General features: G+C 59.8%; 21 protein-coding genes. 15 read left to right on the top strand and 6 right to left on the bottom strand.

The window, feature by feature from the left end:
• Positions 1-4: 4 nt before the first annotated feature.
• The 6 genes from AKG12_RS21490 to rplI all read left to right on the top strand — a co-directional run bounded on the left by AKG12_RS21490 (position 5) and on the right by rplI (position 4,970).
• Positions 5-1,048 carry an aldo/keto reductase gene (locus tag AKG12_RS21490; protein WP_052820349.1) on the top strand — a complete coding sequence of 348 codons (1,044 nt, stop codon included), beginning with the start codon at positions 5-7 and terminating at the stop codon, positions 1,046-1,048.
• Positions 1,049-1,289: 241 nt separating this feature from the next.
• Positions 1,290-2,174 carry a hypothetical protein gene (locus AKG12_RS21485; protein WP_052820348.1) on the top strand — a complete coding sequence of 295 codons (885 nt, stop codon included), beginning with the start codon at positions 1,290-1,292 and terminating at the stop codon, positions 2,172-2,174.
• Between the two features lie 318 nt (positions 2,175-2,492).
• Positions 2,493-2,954: a 30S ribosomal protein S6 gene (gene rpsF, locus AKG12_RS21480; protein WP_003496829.1), complete on the top strand. Its 462-nt coding sequence runs from the start codon at positions 2,493-2,495 to the stop codon at positions 2,952-2,954.
• Between the two features lie 13 nt (positions 2,955-2,967).
• Positions 2,968-3,216 carry a 30S ribosomal protein S18 gene (rpsR, locus tag AKG12_RS21475; protein WP_003496832.1) on the top strand — a complete coding sequence of 83 codons (249 nt, stop codon included), beginning with the start codon at positions 2,968-2,970 and terminating at the stop codon, positions 3,214-3,216.
• Between the two features lie 189 nt (positions 3,217-3,405).
• On the top strand, positions 3,406-4,380 hold the full coding sequence (locus AKG12_RS21470) for a hypothetical protein (RefSeq protein ID WP_052820347.1): 975 nt from the start codon (positions 3,406-3,408) through the stop codon (positions 4,378-4,380).
• A gap of 14 nt (positions 4,381-4,394) precedes the next feature.
• Positions 4,395-4,970: a 50S ribosomal protein L9 gene (rplI, locus tag AKG12_RS21465; RefSeq protein WP_046798806.1), complete on the top strand. Its 576-nt coding sequence runs from the start codon at positions 4,395-4,397 to the stop codon at positions 4,968-4,970.
• Between the two features lie 258 nt (positions 4,971-5,228).
• Here rplI and AKG12_RS21460 read toward each other — a convergent pair whose 3' ends face one another.
• Genes AKG12_RS21460 through AKG12_RS21450 form a run of 3 tightly spaced genes read right to left on the bottom strand, consistent with a single transcriptional unit; the run spans position 5,229 to position 8,513 of the window.
• Positions 5,229-6,296 carry an HlyD family secretion protein gene (locus AKG12_RS21460; RefSeq protein ID WP_046798964.1) on the bottom strand — a complete coding sequence of 356 codons (1,068 nt, stop codon included), beginning with the start codon at positions 6,294-6,296 and terminating at the stop codon, positions 5,229-5,231.
• A gap of 19 nt (positions 6,297-6,315) precedes the next feature.
• Positions 6,316-8,061 (bottom strand): MFS transporter, encoded by a 1,746-nt coding sequence (locus AKG12_RS21455; protein WP_052820346.1) that lies wholly within the window; start codon positions 8,059-8,061, stop codon positions 6,316-6,318.
• Positions 8,058-8,513, bottom strand: a complete 456-nt coding sequence (locus AKG12_RS21450) for a MarR family winged helix-turn-helix transcriptional regulator (RefSeq protein WP_046798804.1) — start codon at positions 8,511-8,513, stop codon at positions 8,058-8,060. Before AKG12_RS21450 ends, AKG12_RS21455 begins: the two co-directional genes overlap by 4 nt.
• 310 nt (positions 8,514-8,823) lie before the next feature.
• Here AKG12_RS21450 and AKG12_RS21445 point away from each other — a divergent pair, with 310 nt between their 5' ends.
• A complete protein-coding gene (locus tag AKG12_RS21445) occupies positions 8,824-10,311 on the top strand; it encodes a replicative DNA helicase (protein WP_046798803.1) in 1,488 nt (495 codons plus the stop codon).
• 99 nt (positions 10,312-10,410) lie between these two features.
• On the opposite strand, the gene AKG12_RS21440 is transcribed toward AKG12_RS21445, so the two are convergent.
• From AKG12_RS21440 to AKG12_RS21430, 3 genes are all read right to left on the bottom strand, one after another.
• Complete coding sequence (locus tag AKG12_RS21440) at positions 10,411-10,713, bottom strand: AzlD family protein (RefSeq protein WP_052820345.1); 303 nt, start codon at positions 10,711-10,713, stop codon at positions 10,411-10,413.
• A complete protein-coding gene (locus AKG12_RS21435) occupies positions 10,710-11,414 on the bottom strand; it encodes an AzlC family ABC transporter permease (RefSeq protein ID WP_052820344.1) in 705 nt (234 codons plus the stop codon). Before AKG12_RS21435 ends, AKG12_RS21440 begins: the two co-directional genes overlap by 4 nt.
• A 94-nt stretch (positions 11,415-11,508) precedes the next feature.
• The gene (locus AKG12_RS21430; protein WP_052820343.1) at positions 11,509-12,366 is read right to left on the bottom strand and encodes an AraC family transcriptional regulator; all 858 of its coding nucleotides are present in this window, start codon (positions 12,364-12,366) and stop codon (positions 11,509-11,511) included.
• Positions 12,367-12,452: 86 nt separating this feature from the next.
• On the opposite strand from AKG12_RS21430, the gene alr reads away from it, so the two are divergent.
• The 8 genes from alr (at position 12,453) to cysS (ending at position 20,481) form a co-directional block, all read left to right on the top strand.
• Positions 12,453-13,628 (top strand): alanine racemase, encoded by a 1,176-nt coding sequence (alr, locus tag AKG12_RS21425; RefSeq protein ID WP_052820342.1) that lies wholly within the window; start codon positions 12,453-12,455, stop codon positions 13,626-13,628.
• Between the two features lie 65 nt (positions 13,629-13,693).
• Complete coding sequence (locus tag AKG12_RS21420; RefSeq protein ID WP_052820341.1) at positions 13,694-13,948, top strand: type II toxin-antitoxin system ParD family antitoxin; 255 nt, start codon at positions 13,694-13,696, stop codon at positions 13,946-13,948.
• On the top strand, positions 13,945-14,256 hold the full coding sequence (locus AKG12_RS21415) for a type II toxin-antitoxin system RelE/ParE family toxin (protein WP_052820340.1): 312 nt from the start codon (positions 13,945-13,947) through the stop codon (positions 14,254-14,256). Before AKG12_RS21420 ends, AKG12_RS21415 begins: the two co-directional genes overlap by 4 nt.
• Positions 14,257-14,262: 6 nt before the next feature.
• On the top strand, positions 14,263-15,669 hold the full coding sequence (gene radA / locus AKG12_RS21410) for a DNA repair protein RadA (RefSeq protein ID WP_046798796.1): 1,407 nt from the start codon (positions 14,263-14,265) through the stop codon (positions 15,667-15,669).
• Positions 15,670-15,758: 89 nt separating this feature from the next.
• Positions 15,759-16,346 carry a CvpA family protein gene (locus AKG12_RS21405; protein WP_046798795.1) on the top strand — a complete coding sequence of 196 codons (588 nt, stop codon included), beginning with the start codon at positions 15,759-15,761 and terminating at the stop codon, positions 16,344-16,346.
• Positions 16,347-16,484: 138 nt separating this feature from the next.
• Positions 16,485-17,993: an amidophosphoribosyltransferase gene (purF, locus tag AKG12_RS21400; protein WP_003502024.1), complete on the top strand. Its 1,509-nt coding sequence runs from the start codon at positions 16,485-16,487 to the stop codon at positions 17,991-17,993.
• Positions 17,994-18,138: 145 nt separating this feature from the next.
• Positions 18,139-18,879, top strand: coding sequence for an SDR family NAD(P)-dependent oxidoreductase (locus AKG12_RS21395; protein ID WP_046798793.1), 741 nt, complete (start codon positions 18,139-18,141; stop codon positions 18,877-18,879).
• A 216-nt stretch (positions 18,880-19,095) separates the two neighbouring features.
• Positions 19,096-20,481, top strand: coding sequence for a cysteine--tRNA ligase (cysS, locus tag AKG12_RS21390; protein WP_052820339.1), 1,386 nt, complete (start codon positions 19,096-19,098; stop codon positions 20,479-20,481).
• Positions 20,482-20,588: the final 107 nt, after the last annotated feature.

Genomic DNA, 20,588 nt, shown 5'->3' with positions numbered 1-20,588 from the left:
TTCCATGAAACATCGACTATTGGGCCGCACGGGTATTTCCGTGTCCGAAATTTGCCTTGGCACCATGACGTGGGGCACACAGAATACCGAAGCCGAAGCACATGCGCAGATGGACTACGCCGTTGCGAACGGCGTCAATTTCTTCGATACGGCCGAGCTTTACCCTACCACCCCCGTTTCCGCTGAAACCCAGGGGCGGACGGAAGACTATATCGGCACATGGTTCGAAAAGACCGGCAAGCGCGATCAGGTCGTGCTCGCCACCAAGGTTGCCGGTTCGGGACGCGATTATATTCGCGGTGGCCGCGATATCGATGCCGCCGCCATCCGCGAGGCCGTCGATACCAGCCTCACGCGTCTGAAGACGGACTATATCGACCTTTACCAGATCCACTGGCCGAATCGCGGCACCTATCACTTCCGCGGCGCCTGGGGTTTCGATGCCTCTGGTCAGGACAAGGAGCGCACGCTCGCCGAAATCACTGAAAAGCTCGATACGCTGGGTGAACTGGTGAAAGCCGGCAAGATCCGCGCCATCGGCCTTTCCAACGAAAGTGCGTGGGGCACGCAGAAATATATCGACATCGCCGAGGCCCGCGGCCTGCCGCGCGTCGCCACCATCCAGAACGAATATAACCTGCTCTATCGCAGCTTCGATCTGGACATGTCGGAAGTCGCCCATCACGAGGATGTCGGCCTTCTCGCCTATTCGCCACTGGCGGCCGGGCTTCTCACCGGCAAATACCAGAACGGCGCATATCCTGCGGGATCCCGCGGCACGATCAACAGGGAGCTCGGCGGCCGCCTGCAGCCACACCAGGAAGCGCCGGTCAAAGCCTATCTGGAGCTTTCCGCCGAGCATGGGATCGACCCGGCACAACTCGCCATCGCCTTCTGCCTCACCCGCCCCTTCATGGCCTCGGCCATCATTGGTGCGACGACTATGGAACAGCTGAAGGTGGATATTGCCGCCGCCGACGTGACCTTGTCGGATGACGTGCTCAAAGGGATCGCGGCGATCCATCGGAAATATCCGATGGCGATCTGATTTTGCTGTGACGTGGCCTTCCTGGCCGCGTCACATTACTAAATTAGAAATAGCGACCGTAAAAAATACACTTTAAAAGTTTATCCGCTTATGTATGCTATATGCATGGTGGGCAAGCAAAGTTCCGCGTTCCGCAAAGCTGCGCCATTGGCAGTCATGTATTTCATAACGCGCAACGTCGCTCATCCTGAAAGCCATCTTTCAGATCGATGACCTGCGCCTTTCCGGAACGGGTAACGACATGGCATATCTCTATAAAATCATCCGCAACGGCAACGATTTTTCCGCCTCCGCAGACGGTGGCCCGAGCTTCTTCGTGGGCCGGCGCGTGCCCTATGAGGGCAATATTGGGCTGTATAATATTTTTGCGGGCAGCAGGCTGCCGAAACTAGACTATAAGGCTCATGATTTTACCGGCGCTTTCGGCTTCTGGGCCGAATTCGTGGAGCCAACGGCCATTTGTGAGGGGCGTAATTTCCTTACCCTCAACAGCTATGACCGGGCGGCTTTCACTTTCGGCTTCGGCCAGTTTGCCGCCCATGTCGAAGAAGGCGATTTCGTTCAGTATCTGCGCAAACTGCTGACTCTCGCTGATGCTGTCGATTATTTTCCGCATCTCAGTATCAAGAACGGCCATGTCCACGCCCTTGACGGGCTGGGCCGATCAACCGAACTCGAAAACCCACAAACAACAAAGCCGTTGATGAGTTATCTCAATCCAACGCTTGCCGAGGTGGAAGACGCCGAAGTGATTGCGGCAACGCGGTTCATCCATTGGACGGTTCAGTCACAAGCGGCCCGGGAGGTGCAGGTTTCACAAATGGTCGCGACGTTCAAATCCTTCATGAAAAGGGCGGAAAAACGCGTGGACATGCACAACAGACCGGCCGCGCAATGCTGCGTCATCGCCGACATATTGCATCACGGGCGGGGCGGAAAAATGACATGGCCGCTTATCGCGGAGGCGCTGCGCAGCACGCGTCCCTTTGAAGCCCTTCTCAAAATCACGCCGCCGTGGCAACAGAGAACCGAGAAGCTTGGGCGGGCGATCAAGGCCAACTCCGCCTTCGTCAACAGAACATGGAACTCGGCCAAACAGGATTTCGAACCCACTGTGACAGGCTGACCCAGCGGCAGCGCACGGCACACTAGATGACGTTTCCGAGAGGGAACTCGGGAAAGTGGTTGCTATTTATCCGAAAATCCGTATAAGCGCGCTGTTCACAACACCCGGTCCAATTGGCTGGTGGCTGAACGGAGGGCTGGTTTCGGTAACGAAACAGCAGGAACCATAAGGTTTTTCCGGCCTCCCGTGTCTCCGCTCTCGACCGTCTCGAACAACGCTTTTCTTGCTTTAAGGCTTCACAGCCTAACCCAAGAGCAGTCGTTGAGGCTTAGCGCCGTTGCCGGGTGAAGAACGAAACGCAAGAAAGGCAAAGCTTAAATGGCTCTTTACGAACACATCTTCCTTGCCCGGCAGGATATTTCTGCCCAGCAGGTCGACGCACTTGTCGAGCAGTACAAGGGCGTTATCGAATCGTTCGGCGGTAAAGTCGGACGCGTCGAGAACTGGGGTCTGAAGTCCCTCACCTACCGCATCAAGAAGAACCGCAAGGCTCACTACGCTCTCATGGACATCGACGCTCCGGCGGCTGCAGTTCATGAAGTCGAGCGCCAGATGCGCATCAACGAAGACGTTCTTCGCTACATGACCATCGCCGTCGAAGCCCACGAAGAAGGCCCGTCCGCGATGATGCAGAAGCGCGATCGCGACGACCGTCCGCGCCGTGACGGCGACCGTCCGGACCGTGGCCCGCGTGAAGATCGTGGCCCCCGCGCACCGCGCGAAGGTGGCTTCGGCGACCGCGAAGACCGTCCGCGCCGTCCGCGCGAAGACCGTGCATAAGGAGAATTGACCAATGGCTGATACATCCTCTTCCCAGGCACGCCGCCCGTTCCACCGCCGTCGCAAGACGTGCCCCTTCTCCGGCGCCAACGCTCCGAAGATCGACTACAAGGACGTTCGTCTGCTGCAGCGCTACATTTCCGAGCGCGGCAAGATCGTTCCTTCCCGCATCACGGCCGTTTCCCAGAAGAAGCAGCGCGAACTCGCCCAGGCGATCAAGCGCGCCCGTTTCCTCGGCCTGCTGCCTTACGTCGTAGCGTAATGAATTGAAGCGAGGCTGCGTTTTGGCGCGGCCTCGCTTTCTCCTTTGAAGCTACTGCCTTCTAAGCAGTAGGTTGAAGGCTTCCAAATCCTTCCGCGTTGGGCGCGGATCGATACCATAAAACCCATGTTGGGGATGAGGCTCTCAGGAGCGATCCTCTAACTGCTTAAGTTTCAGCAGGACAGCGAAGTGCAAAAGTTGAACCAGACAGTGCTGATCTCCGGCGTTCTCGCCGGCATATGCGCCGCGTTTTTGACGCTTGGCGCAACGGCACAGTCGTCCTTTTCCTTCCTGCTTTATGCCGGGTCGGCCATGCCGATCTTCATCGCCGGGATGGGCTGGGGCAATCGCGCCGCCATCGTCGCAATCATCACCACGGCCATCATCGGCGCGCTGGTCATGTCGCCGCTTTTCGCGCTGACCATCGCCATTTTCACACTGATCCCGGCGGGCTGGCTTTCGCATCTTGCCAATCTGGCGCGTCCGGCCTCCGAGCTCGGCGGCCCGGATGATCTGCTTGCCTGGTATCCGCTGTCCGGCATCGTCCTGCATCTGTGTATTCTGGTCTGCATCGCCGTCATTATTCTCGGCTGGATGATTGGCTACGGCCCCGATCTCGTCGCCCGCATGGTCGATATCATGATGACCTCGGTGCAGAACCGCGAACCCCTGTTCGAGCCCAATGCCGAGGCGCTGGCCCAGACGAAATCGCTGCTGGTGCTGATGCTGCCGATCGTTCAGGGCGGCCTGTGGGTCATCCTCTTGTTTGCGGCCTATTATTTCGCAACCCGGCTGGTCGGTTCCTTCGGCAAGGGCCTTCGCCCGCGCGAGGACATTGCTTCCGCGCTGCGCATGCACCGCAACGCGATCTTCATCTTTCTGGCCGGTATCGTGGCCATGTTCTTCGGGGGCGTCGCCGCCATGGTTGGCGCGGTCATCTGCGGCACCTTCGGCGCGGGTTTCCTGATGGCAGGTTATGCCTCGTTGCATAAAAAAGCGCGCGGAAAGGACTGGCGACTGCCGGTTCTCATCCTCGCTTATCTCTCGGCGGTCTTTGTTTTTCCGCTGTTCATCATTCTCGTGCTCGGCTTGAGCGACGTGCGCAGCACGATCTCGCTGACGCCTGCACGGAAAACCGATAATTCGAACGAAACCAACACATAGAAAGGATCAAGAAGATGGACGTTATTCTTCTCGAACGCATCAACAAGCTCGGCCAGATGGGCGAAACCGTCAAGGTTCGCGACGGTTATGCCCGTAACTTCCTGCTGCCGCAGGGCAAGGCGCTGCGCGCCAACGCCGCCAACAAGACCCGCTTCGAAACCGAGCGCGCAACGCTTGAAGCCCGTAACCTCGAGCGCAAGTCGGAAGCCCAGAAGGTTGCCGAAGCACTCGAAGGCAAGTCCTTCATCGTCGTCCGTTCGGCTGGCGAAACCGGTCAGCTGTACGGTTCTGTTGCTGCCCGCGACGTCGTCGAAATCCTCGGCGCAGAAGGCTTCAACATCGGCCGCAACCAGGTTGAACTGAACACGCCGATCAAGACCATCGGCCTGCACAACGTTACCCTGCACCTGCACGCCGAAGTCGAGCTTCAGGTCGAACTGAACGTTGCCCGTTCCGCCGAAGAAGCCGAACGCCAGTCCAAGGGCGAAAGCCTCACCTCCGCCGACGCCATCTACGGCGTTGACGAAGACGCACTGCGTCCGGAAGACTTCTTCGATCCGGAAGCTGACGGCAACGGCGACGACGAATAAGATCTGGCTTAACGGCCATAGGAAAACCCCGGATGGCGACATCCGGGGTTTTTTGTTGCGTTGACTGTGTGGAGAGGTTTACCCCCCTCTGCCCTGCCGGGCATCTCCCCCTCAAGGGGGGAGATCGGCAACAGGCGCTGCCAACACTCCATTCGCAACGGTTGAGATGGGTGAGACCTGACCGCGAGTCGATCTCCCCCCTTGAGGGGGAGATGCCCGGCAGGGCAGAGGGGGGTGAATCACACGCTCCACAGCCAACTACTTCGCCGCCGTCTCCGCCCCTTCCGGCGCCACGCTCTTATCCACATGCACCACGACTGACATGCCCGGCGACAGTTCCGTCGCCAGCGGCTGATCCGCATCGATCGCGATGCGAACGCCAAGGCGCTGGGCGATCTTCACGAAATTGCCGGTCGCATTGTCCGGCTTGATGACGGCGAATTCCGATCCGGTGGCCGGCGAGAACCGCTCGACACGGCCGTTGAGCTTACGGCGGTGCAGAGCATCCACCGAGATCGTCACCGGCTGGCCGATCTGCATACCGGCGAGCTGGGTTTCCTTGAAGTTGGCGATGACCCAGACATCATGCGGCACGACCGCCATCAATTGTGTGCCGGCCGTGACATATTGACCGGTGCGCACACCGACTTCACCGAGCCTGCCGTCCACCGGTGCATGGATTTCAGTATTCTCAAGATCGATCCTGGTGAGTTCGACGGCGGCTTCGGCATTGGCGACCGCCGCCTGCAGGGAGCTGCGGTTGACGATGATCGTCTGCAAGTCCTGGCGCGAAACCTCGAGCGCGGCTTTCGCCTGTGACAGGGATGCCCGCGCCTTTTCAAGCGCGGCATGCGCCTCTTCCTGCAGGCTGGAGGTTCCGACGCCGCTTTTGATGAGATTATCCTGCCGGTCGGATGCGAGCTGTGCCTGCTTCAGAGAGGCCTCAGCGGCATCGACAGCCGCCTGGCTGGAAAGAATATTGGCATTGGCGGCGTTTTCCTGCTGGCGGGAATTATCGAGCGCTGCCTTTTGCGTATCGAGCGATGCAGCCGCCTGCGCCTGTTTCTGGCGGTAGATGCGGTCATCGATCTTTGCCAGCAACGTGCCTTGTTTGACTTCCTGATAATCCTTGACGGGTACGTCCACCACATAGCCGCTGACCTGCGGGCTCATGGTGGTGACGTAGCCGCGCACGAAGGCATTGTCAGTCATTTCCACGGTGGAAAGAAACGGCGGCAGCCGCCAGGCGTAAAGCACGAGTGCTATGCCGGCGAGGCCGCCGAGCAGTACGAGAATGGAAACGGGGGTAAAAAACTTCTTCAGCATTTTGTCACTCTTGGAATGTTCAAGACTGTGGTGCCGGTCCGGCATCGACATTATCCCGGAGAAGGAACGGACGGATGCGCATCCAGGCAAGGTGGAGCAAAAGCGCGGCCAGTGCCAGCGCCGAAACAACTGATATCAGCAGGAACGTGTCGTTATAGGCGAGCACATAGGCCTCCCTGCTGACCTGCTGTCCCAGAAGCGACAGCCCCTCTGCCTTCAGCAGCGCCGGATCGGTGATGACATGGCTGTAGGCACCGGAAAGCTGGGATACGCGCTGAGCGACCACGGGGTTGGTGAGCAGGATATTTTCCACCAGAACATTGGAATGGAATTTTTCGCGCAGCGTCACGAAACTGCCGAGCAGCCCGGTCATCAGCATCGAGCCCGTGATCTGTGTAAACAGAAAGATGGCGATGAAATTCACCAGATAAGGCGCGCCTCTGGCAAGTGCTGCGGCAAAACCCTTGGACATGACGGGCGGCAGGAACATGGCGGCGCCGAAGGCGATCATCATCTGGCTGAGATACATTTCACCCGGCCGCGTCAGATTGGTGGACTGGCTGTCCATGAACGAGCCGGCGGTAATCAGCGCCAACGCGATCACATGGGCCGTTTCGACATATTTCGTCAACATCAGCCAGGCACAAGCCGCACCGCCAAGCACCGTCGCCAGCAGCACCAGCGCATAAAGCGTTGTCGTCTGCTCGTTCAGCAGACCAAGCTGCTGGTAAAAACCGACCGCCGTTGAGGATTGCTCGGAGGAGACCGCACGATAGACGAGCAGGACTGCGATAACATGCAGGTTGGTTTTCGAGAAAATCCAGCGCAGGTCGAGCAGCGGGTTCTTGCGCGGCAATTCTATGAAGGCCATGAGCGCGAGGAGCGCGATCGACGTCGCCAGAAGCACGCCCAGCCACCATGTTTCGAACCACCAGTAAAACCGGCCGAGTGTCAGCATCACCGCAAGACAGCCGAGACCGCCAGCAAACAGCAGATAGCTCAGAATATCCACGCGCTCGATGACTTTGGCGCGCGGCGGCGGCGTGACTTTCAACACATAGATCATGGCGAAGGAGATCAGCGCAAAACCCACCTCCATGGAATAGAGTGCGTTCCAGCCGCCGATTTCCAGCAGGGAGGGCGAAACGATGCGCGCGATGGGTGCCGACAGCAACGTGCCGGTCAACGCGATGCTGAAGCCGAGCGAGAATTTTCGCGCCGGTGGAAATGCTTCAAGAATATAGAGAAAGCCCAGTGACGAAATCGGCGCGGCGGCCATGCCGCTGACGAAACGGATGACGGTTGCCGAATGCAGGTCCGTCACGAAGAGGTTGAGACAGGAGGCAACCACGAAGGCGATGATCGAGAGTTCGGCAAAGGGCCGCAGGCCATATTGCGCCCTGATCTTGAAGAGCGCGATGGAGAAGGTGGCATAGGGCGCCATATAGGCGGCGGAAAGCCAGGCCACCTCAGCCACCGTGGCGGAAAATTCGCCCTGAAGCTGGTAGATATTGGCCATGACGAGGTTCATGCCAAGGCCCTGGGTTATGAAGAACGACAGGCCCGCAAAGATGAAACACAGCCGCAGCCACACCGGCCGCTCAACCGGCTGCGGTGCGGCGGGAACAGCGGGCTCCGTCGCGATCCCACCACCATCGGCATCGCTCGCCGTTTGGGGGACAGCCACGGTTTCCTCCGGCCTGACAACAGTCACATCCTTTTCAGAGGCAGCCTCGTCCGTGGTCTGCGGCAACACGGTGCTCACGATTGCACCCTCCCGGCCGCAAGGTTTTGCAGATTGGCCGAAAGACGGCGCATCACATCCAGCGCCATGGCCAGATCCTCAGATGAAATATCGGCGGTGATTTCCGAGCGCAGCGTCTTTGCCACAGCCTGCACCGTGCCGGAGGTCTTCTCACCCTCTTCCGTCATGTGGATGCGTTTGGCACGGCGGTCGTTTTCATCGGAGCGGCGTTCGATGAGGTTCTGTTTTTCCATGCCATCGAGAACCCGCACCAGCGTCGGAGTTTCGATTTCCATTTCTTCGGCAAGCTCGGTCTGCGTCAGCGGGCCGCGCCTCGACAGGGCAAAAAGCGCACGCGCACGCGCCAGCGTCAGGCCGCTTTCCCCTACCCGCGCATCAAAAAACGCGCGCAGTTTGCGGGTAAAAGCGGAAACCTCATCAAGAAGCTGTTCCTTGTCGGTCTCGCGGGACATGTCAGCAAGCCTTATAATTAGCACACTACTTATTTACTGCCTATTTATTCGCAAGCCTGACGATTTTCAAGTTTCTTTCATGCCGGGTCTGCCATGCGGTAAACTCATGGCAGCGAATCACGTTGCCGGAAAATTCCGGCACCCTGTCCTCACCCGCCTGTGGATTGCTGGGGACAACTGAAGATGTGATCCAGCTTTAACAGAGCGGACGTCAGCCTGCCGTATAGTGTTGCAACAATATCATTGACTGCCATGCCCCAGGAAGCCAAACCCAAGGTTTAAGGACAAGGCAAGGGAGATCGCGCAAACCATGAACGACGCTGTGAGAAAGATCACCCCCGCAGAACCGCATTACCGCGAGGCGCCGAACAATATCGAGGCCGAACAGGCGCTGCTTGGCGCCATCCTCGTCAATAACGACGCCTATTACCGTGTGTCGGATTTCCTTAAGCCCGTGCATCTCTACGAAGCCCTGCATCGCAAGATTTTCGAGGTGGCGGGCGATATCATCCGCATGGGCAAGACCGCCAATCCGGTGACGATCAAGACCTTCCTGCCCGCCGACGACAAGATCGGCGACCTGACGGTGGCGCAATATCTTGCGCGTCTGGCCGCAGAAGCTGTGTCGATCATCAACGCCGAGGATTACGGCCGGGCGATCTACGATCTGGCTTTGCGCCGCGCGTTGATCCAGATCGGCGAGGATGTGGTCAACATCGCCTTTGACGCGCCGCTCGACATGCCGCCGCAGGCGCAGATCGAAGACACCGAGCGCCGTCTGTTCGAACTGGCGGAAACAGGCCGTTACGACGGCGGCTTCCAGTCGTTCAACGATGCGGTGGCGCTGGCGATCGACATGGCGGGCGCCGCTTTCGAACGTGACGGCAATCTTTCCGGTATTTCCACCGGCATTCATTCGCTCGACGCCCGCATGGGCGGCCTGCAGCGCTCCGACCTTATCGTGCTTGCGGGTCGTCCGGGTATGGGCAAAACCTCGCTGGCCACCAACATCGCCTATAACATCGCGGCATCCTACGACCAGGAAGTGCAGCCCGATGGTTCTTTCAAGGCGAAAAACGGCGGCGTCGTCGGCTTCTATTCACTCGAAATGTCGTCCGAACAGCTGGCCACCCGTATCATTTCCGAGCAGACGGAAGTCTCCTCCTCGAAAATCCGTCGTGGTGACATCACCGAGGCGGATTTCGAAAAGCTCGTCGCCTGCTCCCAGATGATGCAGAAGGTGCCGCTTTACATCGACCAGACCGGTGGTATCTCCATCGCCCAGCTTTCCGCCCGTGCGCGCCGTCTGAAGCGCCAGCGCGGCCTCGATGTTCTGGTCGTCGACTATATTCAGCTGATGACCGGCGGCGGCAAGGGCGGCGAAAACCGCGTGCAGGAAATTACCCAGATCACCACGGGCCTCAAGGCACTTGGCAAGGAACTCAACGTTCCCATCATCGCACTGTCACAGCTCTCCCGTGCGGTGGAAAGCCGCGAGGACAAGCGCCCGCAGCTTTCCGACCTGCGTGAATCCGGCTCCATCGAGCAGGACGCCGACGTGGTGCTGTTCGTGTTCCGTGAGGAATATTACGTCAAGAACATGGAGCCGCGCGATCCCGCCGACCCGAAATACGCAGAATGGGAAAACCATTTCGACCGGGTGAAGGGCACGGCGGATGTCATCATCGCCAAGCAGCGTCACGGACCGACCGGCACAGTGAAACTCGCCTTCCAGTCCGAATTTACCCGCTTCGCCGATCTGGCCGACCCGTCCTTCAGCCAGTACGAGGAGCATTGATCCGAACCGGATGGTGAGGGCGAAACGGTTTTCGCCCTCACACCCCCCATTTCAATATGGGACCGGATGGAGTCTTTTCAGGGCCTTGGCAGGATTTTCTTACAATCCGATTCCGCGCAGCAGCGCCACGGTGACGACGCCGAGCGTGGCTGCCGGCAGCAGGCTGAGACGCAGCGCCGCAACCGCGGTTACCGCGCAGGCGATGGTTTCTGCCAGCCCGCTCGCAAGTGCAGTCGGCGTGACAACGGCCATCAGAACGGCGGGCGGCACCACGCCGAGCGCCTTCTTCAGGCGCGGCGTCAGGGTAAAATGGCTGACCAGCAGCAGGCCGCCAAGCCGTGTGGCGACTGTTGCCGCCATCATGGCAAGGATCGTCAGCAGGGTATTGACATCAAGCGTCATGCCGGCTGCTCCGCCTGTTCTTCGTGACCGAAGGCTGCGACGGCAAGTCCCGCCAGGGCACCGGCGGCAATATACCAGGCGCCGGGAACCAGCGCATAGGTGAGGCAGGCGGCGGATGCGCTTGCCAGCAACACAAAGCCCGTCTCCCTGCCCTTCCAGAAACCCATGAGCAACACGATGAAGACGGCCGGGAAAGCGAAATCCAGACCGAGGATCGACATGTCGCCCATGACCGAGCCGAGCAGCGCGCCTGCAAGTGTGCTTAAATTCCAGAGCAGATAGATCGGCAGCGCCGCGCCGATAAAAAAGGCTGCGGTCAAATTTGCAGTCATTGCCCGAAACTCCGACAGCGCCCAGGACTCATCCGTCAGCACCAGCATGGCCGCATATTTTCGCCAGCCGGTAAAATCATCCAGCTTGCCGGCGATGGAAGCGCTCATCAGCACATGGCGCAGATTGACCAGCAACGCGGCAAAACCGAGTGCGCTCCAGCTCGCCGGATGGGTCCAGAGATCCATGGCGACGAATTGCGAGCCGCCGGCAAAAACCAGCAACGACATCAGCGACGCTTCCAGCGGCGACAGACCCTTGCCGATGGCGACTGCGCCGAACACGACGCCGATCGGCACCATGGCAACCAATAGCGGGGCAGCGGCCCTGAGCCCCGCGGTAAATTCGGCACGTTTTTCCGATACGGACATCCCATCCTCCCATTCAGAAGAGTGCGATTACGCCTGGAAAGTCTCCCGGTCTTGAATGAAAGTGACGTCGGGTGAAGGAAAACAGGGCAGCAGATCAAGCCGTCCGAAATTGCCCCGGCGTGACGCCGGTGCGCGCCTTGAAATGCCGGGTGAAATGCGCCTGATCGGCAAACCCGCACAGCGCCGCCACCTCGGCCGGCATCTCGCCGGCGCGCAGAAGGCGGCGCGCCTGCCGGATGCGAACATCCGTCAGATAGGCATGCGGCGTAATGTGAAATTCCTTCCTGAAAGCCCGGATGAGATGGGCGCGGCTGAGACCCGCGATAGAGGCCAGCTCCTCCAGGCCTATATCGGTCTCGTAGTTGTCGGCAAGATAGTCGCGAGCGGTATAGACCGCCGTTTTTTCGCGGGTTTCGACCGGCAGTATGATGGCGCTGCCGTGCCTGCCGAAGAGGGTGGCGAGAACCGAGAACATGCCCTCATCCGCTTCCAGCGCTCCGGATTTCGTCTCCAGCCGCCGGTGCGCCATCTGGAAGGCCGCGGCCATCTGGGGATCGCGCGGCAGAAACCTCGGGAAAGACGGTGTGCCGTGAAAGGCCCTGCCCGTGACATCCTCGATGACATCACGCAACAGCAAGCTGTCGGGATAGATCATCCGATAACGATAACCGCCGCCGCCCGGCGCGCCGTCGTGAACCTCATCCGGGTTGATGAGATAAAGATGCCCCGGCCCCGTCTGTTCGGTGGTGCCCTGAATGGTGGAAATCTGCGAGCCGCTTTCGATCGCACCGATCGAGAACGTGTCATGCGCGTGCGGGGAATATTCATGGGTGAGAAACGTCGCGCTCAGACATTCCATGCCGCCGAAACGCCGGTCGCGCCAGAAACGTGTCGTTTCCGTCGCGGCAATCGGCATGGCATCTATGGCCTGTTCCTGCGAAACATTGTGCATGAGCCGAGTTTAAAGCATTCGATCCTTACCGTCTTGAACAAAAGTGCTAGGGTCTGGCCGGTTCCAAAATCAACCGGACGCATGGCATGACAGACGACTTCGAAGATACATTTGCTGAAAACGAAACCGACGCTTTCGAACACGCGCCACTGAGGCTGACCATCGATCTCGGCGCGCTCGCCGACAATTGGCGGGACATGAAGAAGCGTTCCGGCAAGGCGCGGACGGCGGCTGTCGTCAAGGCCGATGCCTATGGTCTCGGTATCGAGGATTGCGGCGCGACGCTCTACCATGCCGGCGCGCGGGATTTCTTCGTGGCAACGGTGGCCGAGGGCGCGACGTTGCGTTCCTATGCCCCGGAAGCGCGCATCTTCGTGCTCTCTGGCATCTGGCAGGGCCAGGAACGGCAGGTCTTCGACAATGATCTGGTGCCGGTGCTGGCCTCCGAGGAACAGCTGTCCTTCTGGATGGCGACAGTTGCCGAGCGGGGCGACCACCCCTGCGCGCTGCATGTGGACACCGGCTTCAATCGCCTCGGGCTGCCGCTCGACGACGCCCTGTTTCTGGCCGATGACGTTACCCGGCCGGCGAGTTTCGATCCGGTTCTGGTGCTGTCGCATCTCGCCTGCGCCGACACGCCATCTTCGCCGATGAACAGGGTCCAGCTCGAATCATTCCGCAGGGTTAGCGCGGCTTTCGAAGGTATCGAATCAAGCCTTTCGGCTTCCGCCGGTATCTTTCTCGGTCCCGACTATCATTTCGACCTCACCCGCCCCGGCATTGCTCTTTATGGCGGCGAAGCGGTCAACGATATGTCCAACCCCATGCGGCCTGTCGCCACGGCCGAGGCGCGGATCATTCAGATACGCGAGGCCGGAGAAGGCCAGACCGTCAGCTATGGCGGCAGCTTCCTGCTCAAGCGCGCCAGCCGGCTTGCCATCGCTGCCGTCGGTTATGCGGATGGGTACCAGCGTTCGCTGTCCGGCTCCGGCATTCCGCTGCGCGAAATGGGCCATGGCGGCGCTTATGGCGTCGTGAATGGTTACAAGGTGCCCGTTGCCGGCCGCGTAACCATGGACCTGACCATTTTCGACGTCACGGATGTGCCTGTTAATGCCATTCGCAGCGGCGACTATATCGAGCTTTTTGGTCCCAACGTGCCGGTCGACGAGACCGCACGGGCGGCCGGCACCATCGGCTATGAAATGCTGACAGGGCTTGGCCTGCGCTATGAGCGGCAATATCTGATGGCCGACGATTAAGCCGTAGCCTTGGCTCTTGGAAAGCGGAAGCTACCTGTGCTACAAGAGAACAAAAGGAGATCGAAATGCCCGAAATCCATTTGAGCGAGCAGGACGAGAAGTTCATTGAGGAGCAGGTGGCGGCGGGTGTCTACAGCGACGCGGACGCCGTCATTCATGCGAGCCTGCAATTGCTGAGCAGTGATGAAGGCAGACTTACCGAGCTTCGGAAAATGATCCGGGAAGCCGACGAGGAGTTCGAACGGGGTGACTATGTGACGTTTACGGCGGATGATGACCTGACCGCCTACATCATCGAACGCGCCAGAAACGAAAAGTGATAAAGGCCCGCACCTATTCCCTGTCATCGCGGGCTATTCGCGATCTCATCTATATCTATAAATTTCTGGAGGACAAAAATCCGGTCGCCGGCGAACAGCTCGTGTCGGCCATCGAGCGGAAAATCAGGGACACAGCGCAACTGGGGCTCACCGGAGTTTCCCGTGACTGGATCAGCAGCGGTCTTCGTGCCGTAAATCATAAAAATCGCTGCATCTATTTTCGCGTAAAAGAAAACGAATTGCGCATATTGCGCATCGTCCATGGCCATCAACACATTGGCGCTGAAGACGTAGCAGAAGAAAACTGACATAAGATGGCCAAAGCCAAGACCCAATTCGTGTGCCAGAACTGCGGCACGGTTCACACCCGCTGGGCGGGAAAATGCGAAGGCTGCGGCGAGTGGAATACCATCGTCGAAGAGGACCCGATGGGCGGCATCGGCTCCGGGCCGGGCAAGACGCCCAAAAAGGGTCGCGCCGTCACGCTCACCTCGCTTTCCGGCGAGATCGAGGAAGCGCCGCGCATTCCGACCGGCATCAGCGAACTGGACCGGGCGACCGGCGGCGGTTTTGTGCGCGGTTCGGCGGTCCTGATCGGCGGCGATCCGGGTATCGGCAAATCGACCTTGCTGATGCAGGCGGCGGCGGCCCTGTCGCGGCGCGGTCACCGCGTCATCTATGTCTCGGGCGAAGAGGCGGTGGCGCAGGTGCGCCTGCGCGCTCAGCGTCTGGAGGCGGCGGAAACCGATGTGCTGCTGGCTGCTGAAACCAATGTCGAGGATATTCTGGCGACGGTTTCCGAGGGCAAGCGGCCCGATCTCATCATCATCGATTCCATCCAGACGTTGTGGAGCGACACGGCCGATTCCGCGCCCGGCACGGTAACGCAGGTGCGTACCGGCGTGCAGGCGATGATCCGTTTTGCCAAGCAGACGGGTGCGACCATGGTGCTTGTGGGGCATGTGACCAAGGAAGGCCAGATCGCCGGTCCACGCGTGGTGGAGCACATGGTCGACGCTGTGCTTTATTTCGAGGGCGATCGCGGTCACCACTACCGCATCCTGCGCACCGTCAAGAATCGCTTTGGACCGACGGATGAGATCGGCGTGTTCGAAATGTCGGATCGCGGCCTCAGGGAAGTGTCCAATCCCTCCGAACTGTTTCTGGGCGAGCGCAACGAGAAATCGCCGGGTGCGGCGGTTTTTGCCGGCATCGAAGGCACCCGTCCAGTGCTTGTTGAAGTGCAGGCGCTGGTCGCCGCCACCTCGCTCGGTACGCCGCGCCGCGCCGTGGTCGGCTGGGACAGTTCGCGGCTTGCCATGATCCTTGCCGTGCTGGAGGCCCATTGCGGCGTGAAGCTTGGCCAGCATGACGTTTACCTGAATGTCGCCGGCGGATACCGTATTTCCGAACCGGCGGCGGATATGGCGATTGCCTCCGCACTTGTTTCCTCGCTTGCCGGTCTTGCCCTGCCCGCCGATTGCGTCTATTTCGGCGAAATCAGCCTCTCGGGCGCGGTACGGCCGGTGGCGCACACGGTGCAGCGATTGAAAGAAGCTGAAAAACTTGGTTTTTCCGCCGCACTTCTGCCGTCTGGTTCGGCTGAATTGCCGAAAGCGGGCAAGGGTCGCTGGACGGAAATTGAAAGCCTGCCAGACCTCGTGGCGCGCATCGCTGGCTCCGGCAACCGGTTCAAACAGGTTGAGGACGACGAATATTGATCCTTTCGCCAAGGGAAACAGTGGTGTAAGAGGATCGCAAAATTGGCAAGGCAGCGCCTGACAAGGCGTCGCACCTCCGGAGTTGGTATATGCCCATTACAATTTTCGACGGCATCGTCATCGCCGTTGTTCTTTTCTCCGCCGTTCTCGCGATGGTGCGCGGCTTTTCCCGTGAGATTCTGTCGATCGCGAGCTGGGCGGGTTCGGTCGCCGCCGCCTATTATCTCTATCCCGTTCTGCTGCCCTATGCGCGCAACTATACCGATGACGACAAGATCGCCATTGCCGGTTCGGCGGGCGTGGTTTTTCTCGTCTCGCTCATCGTCATCTCCTTTATCACCTCGCGCATTGCCGATTTCATCATAGACAGCCGCATCGGCGCGCTGGATCGCACGCTCGGTTTCCTGTTCGGCGCGGCGCGCGGCATTCTGCTGCTCGTCGTCGCAGTCGCCTTCTGGAACTGGCTGGTGGATGTGAAGACGCAGCCGGAATGGGTGACGCAGGCCAAGTCCAAGCCCTTCCTCGATGGGCTGGTGGGCAAGCTGGAGGCAGTGTTGCCTGACGATATCGAGCCGCAGATTCGCGCCCGTATCCTTGGAAAGCCGCAGGAACCGACAGCTGCGCAGGCGCCTGCGGAAGATGTGCCGGCAACAAATCCGCCGGCAACGAATAATTGACACAGTGTCGCGCCTTGCAATGCATGCAAGGCGCGCTATTTGTGCTAAATATCAAGCACGACACAGACAGGCCGACCGGGAGACAAGCTCACCGGAGAGGTCTTTCTTTTTTCTCGTTAGAGAGCAAGGGCAAGCCGGATGATTGAGCCGCTTTCGCATTCCCCGTTCCCTGGGGCCACTTTCAAGGAAGAGATCGACGGCGACACGCTGCATGAAGAGTGCGGCGTTTTCGGCATTCTCGGCCATGCCGATGCCTCGGCGCTGACCGCTCTCGGCCTGCATGCGCTTCAGCATCGCGGCCAGGAAGCGGCGGGCATCGTCTCTTTCGATGGCAAGCGCTTCCATCAGGAACGCCATATGGGCCTCGTCGGCGATCATTATACCGATCCCGCAACGCTTGCCCGCCTGCCCGGCTCCATCGCCATTGGCCACACCCGTTATTCCACCACGGGCGAAGTGGCGATGCGCAACGTGCAGCCGCTGTTTGCCGAACTGGAAGAAGGCGGTATTTCCATTGCCCATAACGGCAACTTCACCAATGGCCTGACGCTTCGCCGCCAGATCATCGCCACCGGCGCCATCTGCCAGTCGACATCGGATACCGAAGTCGTGCTGCACCTCATCGCCCGCTCGCGCCACTCCTCCACCGCCGATCGTTTCATCGATGCTATCCGCCAGATGGAAGGCGGTTATTCGATGCTGGCCATGACGCGCACCAAGCTGATTGCCGCACGCGACCCGATCGGCATTCGCCCGCTGGTCATGGGCGAGCTTGATGGCAAGCCGATTTTCTGCTCGGAAACCTGCGCTCTCGACATCATCGGCGCGAAATTCGTCCGAGACGTGGAAAATGGCGAAGTCATCATCTGCGAAATCCAGCCGGATGGTTCGATCACCATCGATGCGCGCAAACCGTCGAAGCCCCAGCCCGAACGTCTCTGCCTGTTCGAATATGTCTATTTCGCCCGTCCCGATTCCGTCGTCGGCGGCCGCAACGTCTATACGACGCGCAAGAACATGGGCATGAACCTTGCCAAGGAAGCACCGCTGGAAGCCGATGTCGTTGTCCCGGTTCCCGATGGCGGCACGCCGGCAGCACTCGGTTTTGCGCAGGAAAGCGGTATTCCCTTCGAATATGGCATCATCCGCAACCACTATGTCGGCCGCACCTTCATTGAGCCGACGCAGCAGATCCGCGCTTTCGGCGTCAAGCTGAAGCATTCGGCCAACCGGGCGATGATCGAAGGCAAGCGTGTGGTGCTGGTGGATGATTCCATCGTGCGCGGCACGACATCGGTCAAGATCGTGCAGATGATCCGCGAAGCCGGCGCCAAGGAAGTTCATATCCGCGTTGCCAGCCCGATGATTTTCCATCCGGATTTCTACGGCATCGACACGCCTGATGCCGACAAGCTGCTCGCCAACCAATATGCCGATGTCGAGGCGATGGCGAAATTCATCGGCGCCGATTCGCTGGCTTTCCTGTCGATCGATGGTCTTTACCGCGCCGTCGGCGGCGAGAATCGCAATCATGCGCGGCCGCAGTTCACGGACCATTATTTCACCGGCGACTATCCGACCCGCCTTCTCGACCAGAATGGCGAGGCGATGGGCAGCAAGATTTCCATGCTGGCCAGCAACGGCTGATAGCCCGAAACAACAAGCGGCCGCCGGCTTCCGGGGCCGCTTTTTTCTTGCCTTTTGTTTAGGCCGTCCCATGCGACGATTTAATCGCTTGCAGCCGGCCGCTGTGGCTTCGTAAAAGGAGGCGCAATCATTTCGGAGGGGCAGCATGACCATCAATCTCAAGGGCCGGATCGCGCTCGTCACCGGCGCTTCGCGCGGCATCGGTTATTTCACGGCGCTGGAACTGGCCAAGGCCGGCGCGCATGTCATCGCCTGCGCCCGCACGGTCGGCGGCCTTGAGGAGTTGGACGACGCCATCAAGGCCGTTGGCGGCACTGCAACGCTGGTTCCCTTCGATCTCTCCGACATGAACGCCATCGATGCGCTGGGGGCCAATATATTCGAGCGCTGGGGCAAGCTCGATATTCTGGTCGCCAATGCCGGCGTTCTCGGTGTCATCTCGCCGGTCGGCCACATCGAGGCCAAGGTCTTCGAGCGGGTCATGACCATCAATGTCACCGCCACATGGCGGCTGATCCGCTCGGTTGAACCGCTGCTGCTGAGATCGGATGCTGGCCGCGCGCTGATCCTGTCTTCGGGTGCCGCGCATAGCTGTCGTCCCTTCTGGGGTGTCTATTCCACCTCCAAGGCTGCGGTGGAAGCACTCGCCCGCACCTGGGCCGCAGAGACCGAAAAAAGCGCACTGCGCATCAACAGCATCAATCCCGGCGCCACACGCACCGCAATGCGCGCCCAGGCCATGCCCGGCGAAGACCCGGCCACCGTGCCGCATCCGTCAGAGGTTGCCGCCGCCATTCTTCCGCTTGCCTCGCCGGAGCTTACCGAGACCGGCAAGCTCTTTGTCGTGCGCGACGGGAAATTCGTGGACTACCGCCAGCCGGAGTGACTATTTCATGCTTCGGCAGCCGATGCAGTCACCACGGATGCTCTTGACCGGACGGCACCGCCGCGCCATAAGGCAAGACATGAAAATAACGATCTGCACCTGCTGCTGAATAAATTTTGCTGGTTCGCCGCCGGCCAGATCGTTTTCGTCTCCCCGCAAGGTCCAACAGACAAACGGTCCGGTCAGGACAATTGACTGCCTTTAGGGAACACCCGCATGTCCTTGCGCCTCAAATTCCACAATACCCTGACACGCGAAAAGGCGGAATTTGCGCCGATCGATGCTGATAATGTGCGCATGTATGTCTGCGGCCCGACCGTTTATGATTTTGCCCATATTGGCAATGCGCGCCCGGTCATCGTGTTCGATGTTCTCTACCGGCTGCTGCGTCACGTCTATGGCGAGACCCATGTGACCTATGCCCGCAACATCACCGACCTCGATGACAAGATCAATGCGCGGGCGCTGCGCGACTATCCGCATCTGCCGCTCAACGACGCCATCCATGCGGTGACGAAGAAGACCGCCGACCAGTTCCACGAGGATGTGGCCATGCTCGGCTGCCTTCCGCCGACCGTCGAACCGCGCGCCACCGACTATATTGCCGAGATGATCGACCTCATCGAAAAACTGATCGCCCGCGGCCATGCCTATACGGCGGGCGGCGAGGTGCTGTTCGACACCCGGTCGATGGCCGATTACGGCCAGCTTTCGAAGCGGCCTCTGGACGAACAGCAGCCGGGTGCACGCGTTGCGGTGGAAGCCCACAAGAAGACATCAGGCGATTTCGTGCTGTGGAAACTGTCGTCGCACAATGAGCCGGGCTGGGAAAGTCCCTGGGGCCGTGGCCGTCCCGGCTGGCACATCGAATGCTCGGCCATGGCCGGTCGCTACCTCGGCGAGGTGTTCGACATTCACGGCGGCGGGCTCGACCTCATCTTCCCGCATCATGAGAACGAAATCGCACAATCGCGCTGCGCCCATGGCACGCATGTCATGGCCAATGTGTGGATGCATAACGGCTTCGTGCAGGTGGAAGGCCGCAAGATGTCGAAGTCCGAAGGCAACTTCGTGACCATCTACGAATTGCTGCATACGGAGAAATTCGGCGGCCGGAAATGGCCGGGCGAGGTTCTGCGCCTTGCGATGCTGATGACGCATTACCGCGAACCGATCGACTTTTCGGTGAAGCGCCTGGAAGAAGCCGAACGCCTGCTTTCCAAGTGGCCTGCGGCCGATGCCTCAGAGGCGGCACCGGATGAAACCGTGCTCGAAGCGCTTGCCGACGATCTCAACACGGTTGCCGCCGTGCAGGCGCTGCACGCCCTGGCCCACGCCGCCAATGTGGACCCGTCCAGGCTGCCGGCCTTTGCGGCCAGCGCCGCATTGCTCGGCGTTTTGCCAAAGAAGGCGGAAGTGGATGAGGCCATCGTTTCGGCTGTCGATGCGCTGGTGGAGTTGCGGCTTGAGATGCTGAAGGCGAAGAACTTTGCGGAGGCGGACCGGTTGCGCGACGAGCTTTCCGAGAAGGGGATTCAGCTGAAGGATGGCAAGGACAAGGAGACCGGGGAGCGGACGACGACGTGGGAGTTGAAGCGGTAATTTGCTGCTTCGGCTAGAGGCTCACCCCCCTCTGCCCTGCCGGGCATCTCCCCCTCAAGGGGGGAGATCGACCTGCGGCAAGGTCTCGCCCATCTCGAAGCTTGAGA

It is taken from the genome of Agrobacterium sp. SUL3 (genome assembly GCF_001263295.1).
GTDB classification, from domain to species: domain Bacteria; phylum Pseudomonadota; class Alphaproteobacteria; order Rhizobiales; family Rhizobiaceae; genus Agrobacterium; species Agrobacterium tomkonis.
Note: the sequence above shows the minus strand (reverse complement) of the source record. Positions and strands in the feature narration are given on the sequence as shown.

Excerpts from the sequence above, each read along its gene's own strand:
- AKG12_RS21490 (WP_052820349.1), top strand. The coding sequence starts at position 5 with ATGAAACATCGACTATTGGGCCGCACGGGTATTTCCGTGTCCGAAATT.
- AKG12_RS21485 (WP_052820348.1), top strand. The coding sequence starts at position 1,290 with ATGGCATATCTCTATAAAATCATCCGCAACGGCAACGATTTTTCCGCC.
- rpsF (WP_003496829.1), top strand. The coding sequence starts at position 2,493 with ATGGCTCTTTACGAACACATCTTCCTTGCCCGGCAGGATATTTCTGCC.
- rpsR (WP_003496832.1), top strand. The coding sequence starts at position 2,968 with ATGGCTGATACATCCTCTTCCCAGGCACGCCGCCCGTTCCACCGCCGT.
- rplI (WP_046798806.1), top strand. The coding sequence starts at position 4,395 with ATGGACGTTATTCTTCTCGAACGCATCAACAAGCTCGGCCAGATGGGC.
- AKG12_RS21460 (WP_046798964.1), bottom strand. The coding sequence starts at position 6,296 with ATGCTGAAGAAGTTTTTTACCCCCGTTTCCATTCTCGTACTGCTCGGC.
- AKG12_RS21450 (WP_046798804.1), bottom strand. The coding sequence starts at position 8,513 with ATGTCCCGCGAGACCGACAAGGAACAGCTTCTTGATGAGGTTTCCGCT.
- AKG12_RS21445 (WP_046798803.1), top strand. The coding sequence starts at position 8,824 with ATGAACGACGCTGTGAGAAAGATCACCCCCGCAGAACCGCATTACCGC.
- AKG12_RS21440 (WP_052820345.1), bottom strand. The coding sequence starts at position 10,713 with ATGACGCTTGATGTCAATACCCTGCTGACGATCCTTGCCATGATGGCG.
- AKG12_RS21435 (WP_052820344.1), bottom strand. The coding sequence starts at position 11,414 with ATGTCCGTATCGGAAAAACGTGCCGAATTTACCGCGGGGCTCAGGGCC.
- AKG12_RS21430 (WP_052820343.1), bottom strand. The coding sequence starts at position 12,366 with ATGCACAATGTTTCGCAGGAACAGGCCATAGATGCCATGCCGATTGCC.
- alr (WP_052820342.1), top strand. The coding sequence starts at position 12,453 with ATGACAGACGACTTCGAAGATACATTTGCTGAAAACGAAACCGACGCT.
- AKG12_RS21420 (WP_052820341.1), top strand. The coding sequence starts at position 13,694 with ATGCCCGAAATCCATTTGAGCGAGCAGGACGAGAAGTTCATTGAGGAG.
- radA (WP_046798796.1), top strand. The coding sequence starts at position 14,263 with ATGGCCAAAGCCAAGACCCAATTCGTGTGCCAGAACTGCGGCACGGTT.
- AKG12_RS21405 (WP_046798795.1), top strand. The coding sequence starts at position 15,759 with ATGCCCATTACAATTTTCGACGGCATCGTCATCGCCGTTGTTCTTTTC.
- purF (WP_003502024.1), top strand. The coding sequence starts at position 16,485 with ATGATTGAGCCGCTTTCGCATTCCCCGTTCCCTGGGGCCACTTTCAAG.
- AKG12_RS21395 (WP_046798793.1), top strand. The coding sequence starts at position 18,139 with ATGACCATCAATCTCAAGGGCCGGATCGCGCTCGTCACCGGCGCTTCG.
- cysS (WP_052820339.1), top strand. The coding sequence starts at position 19,096 with ATGTCCTTGCGCCTCAAATTCCACAATACCCTGACACGCGAAAAGGCG.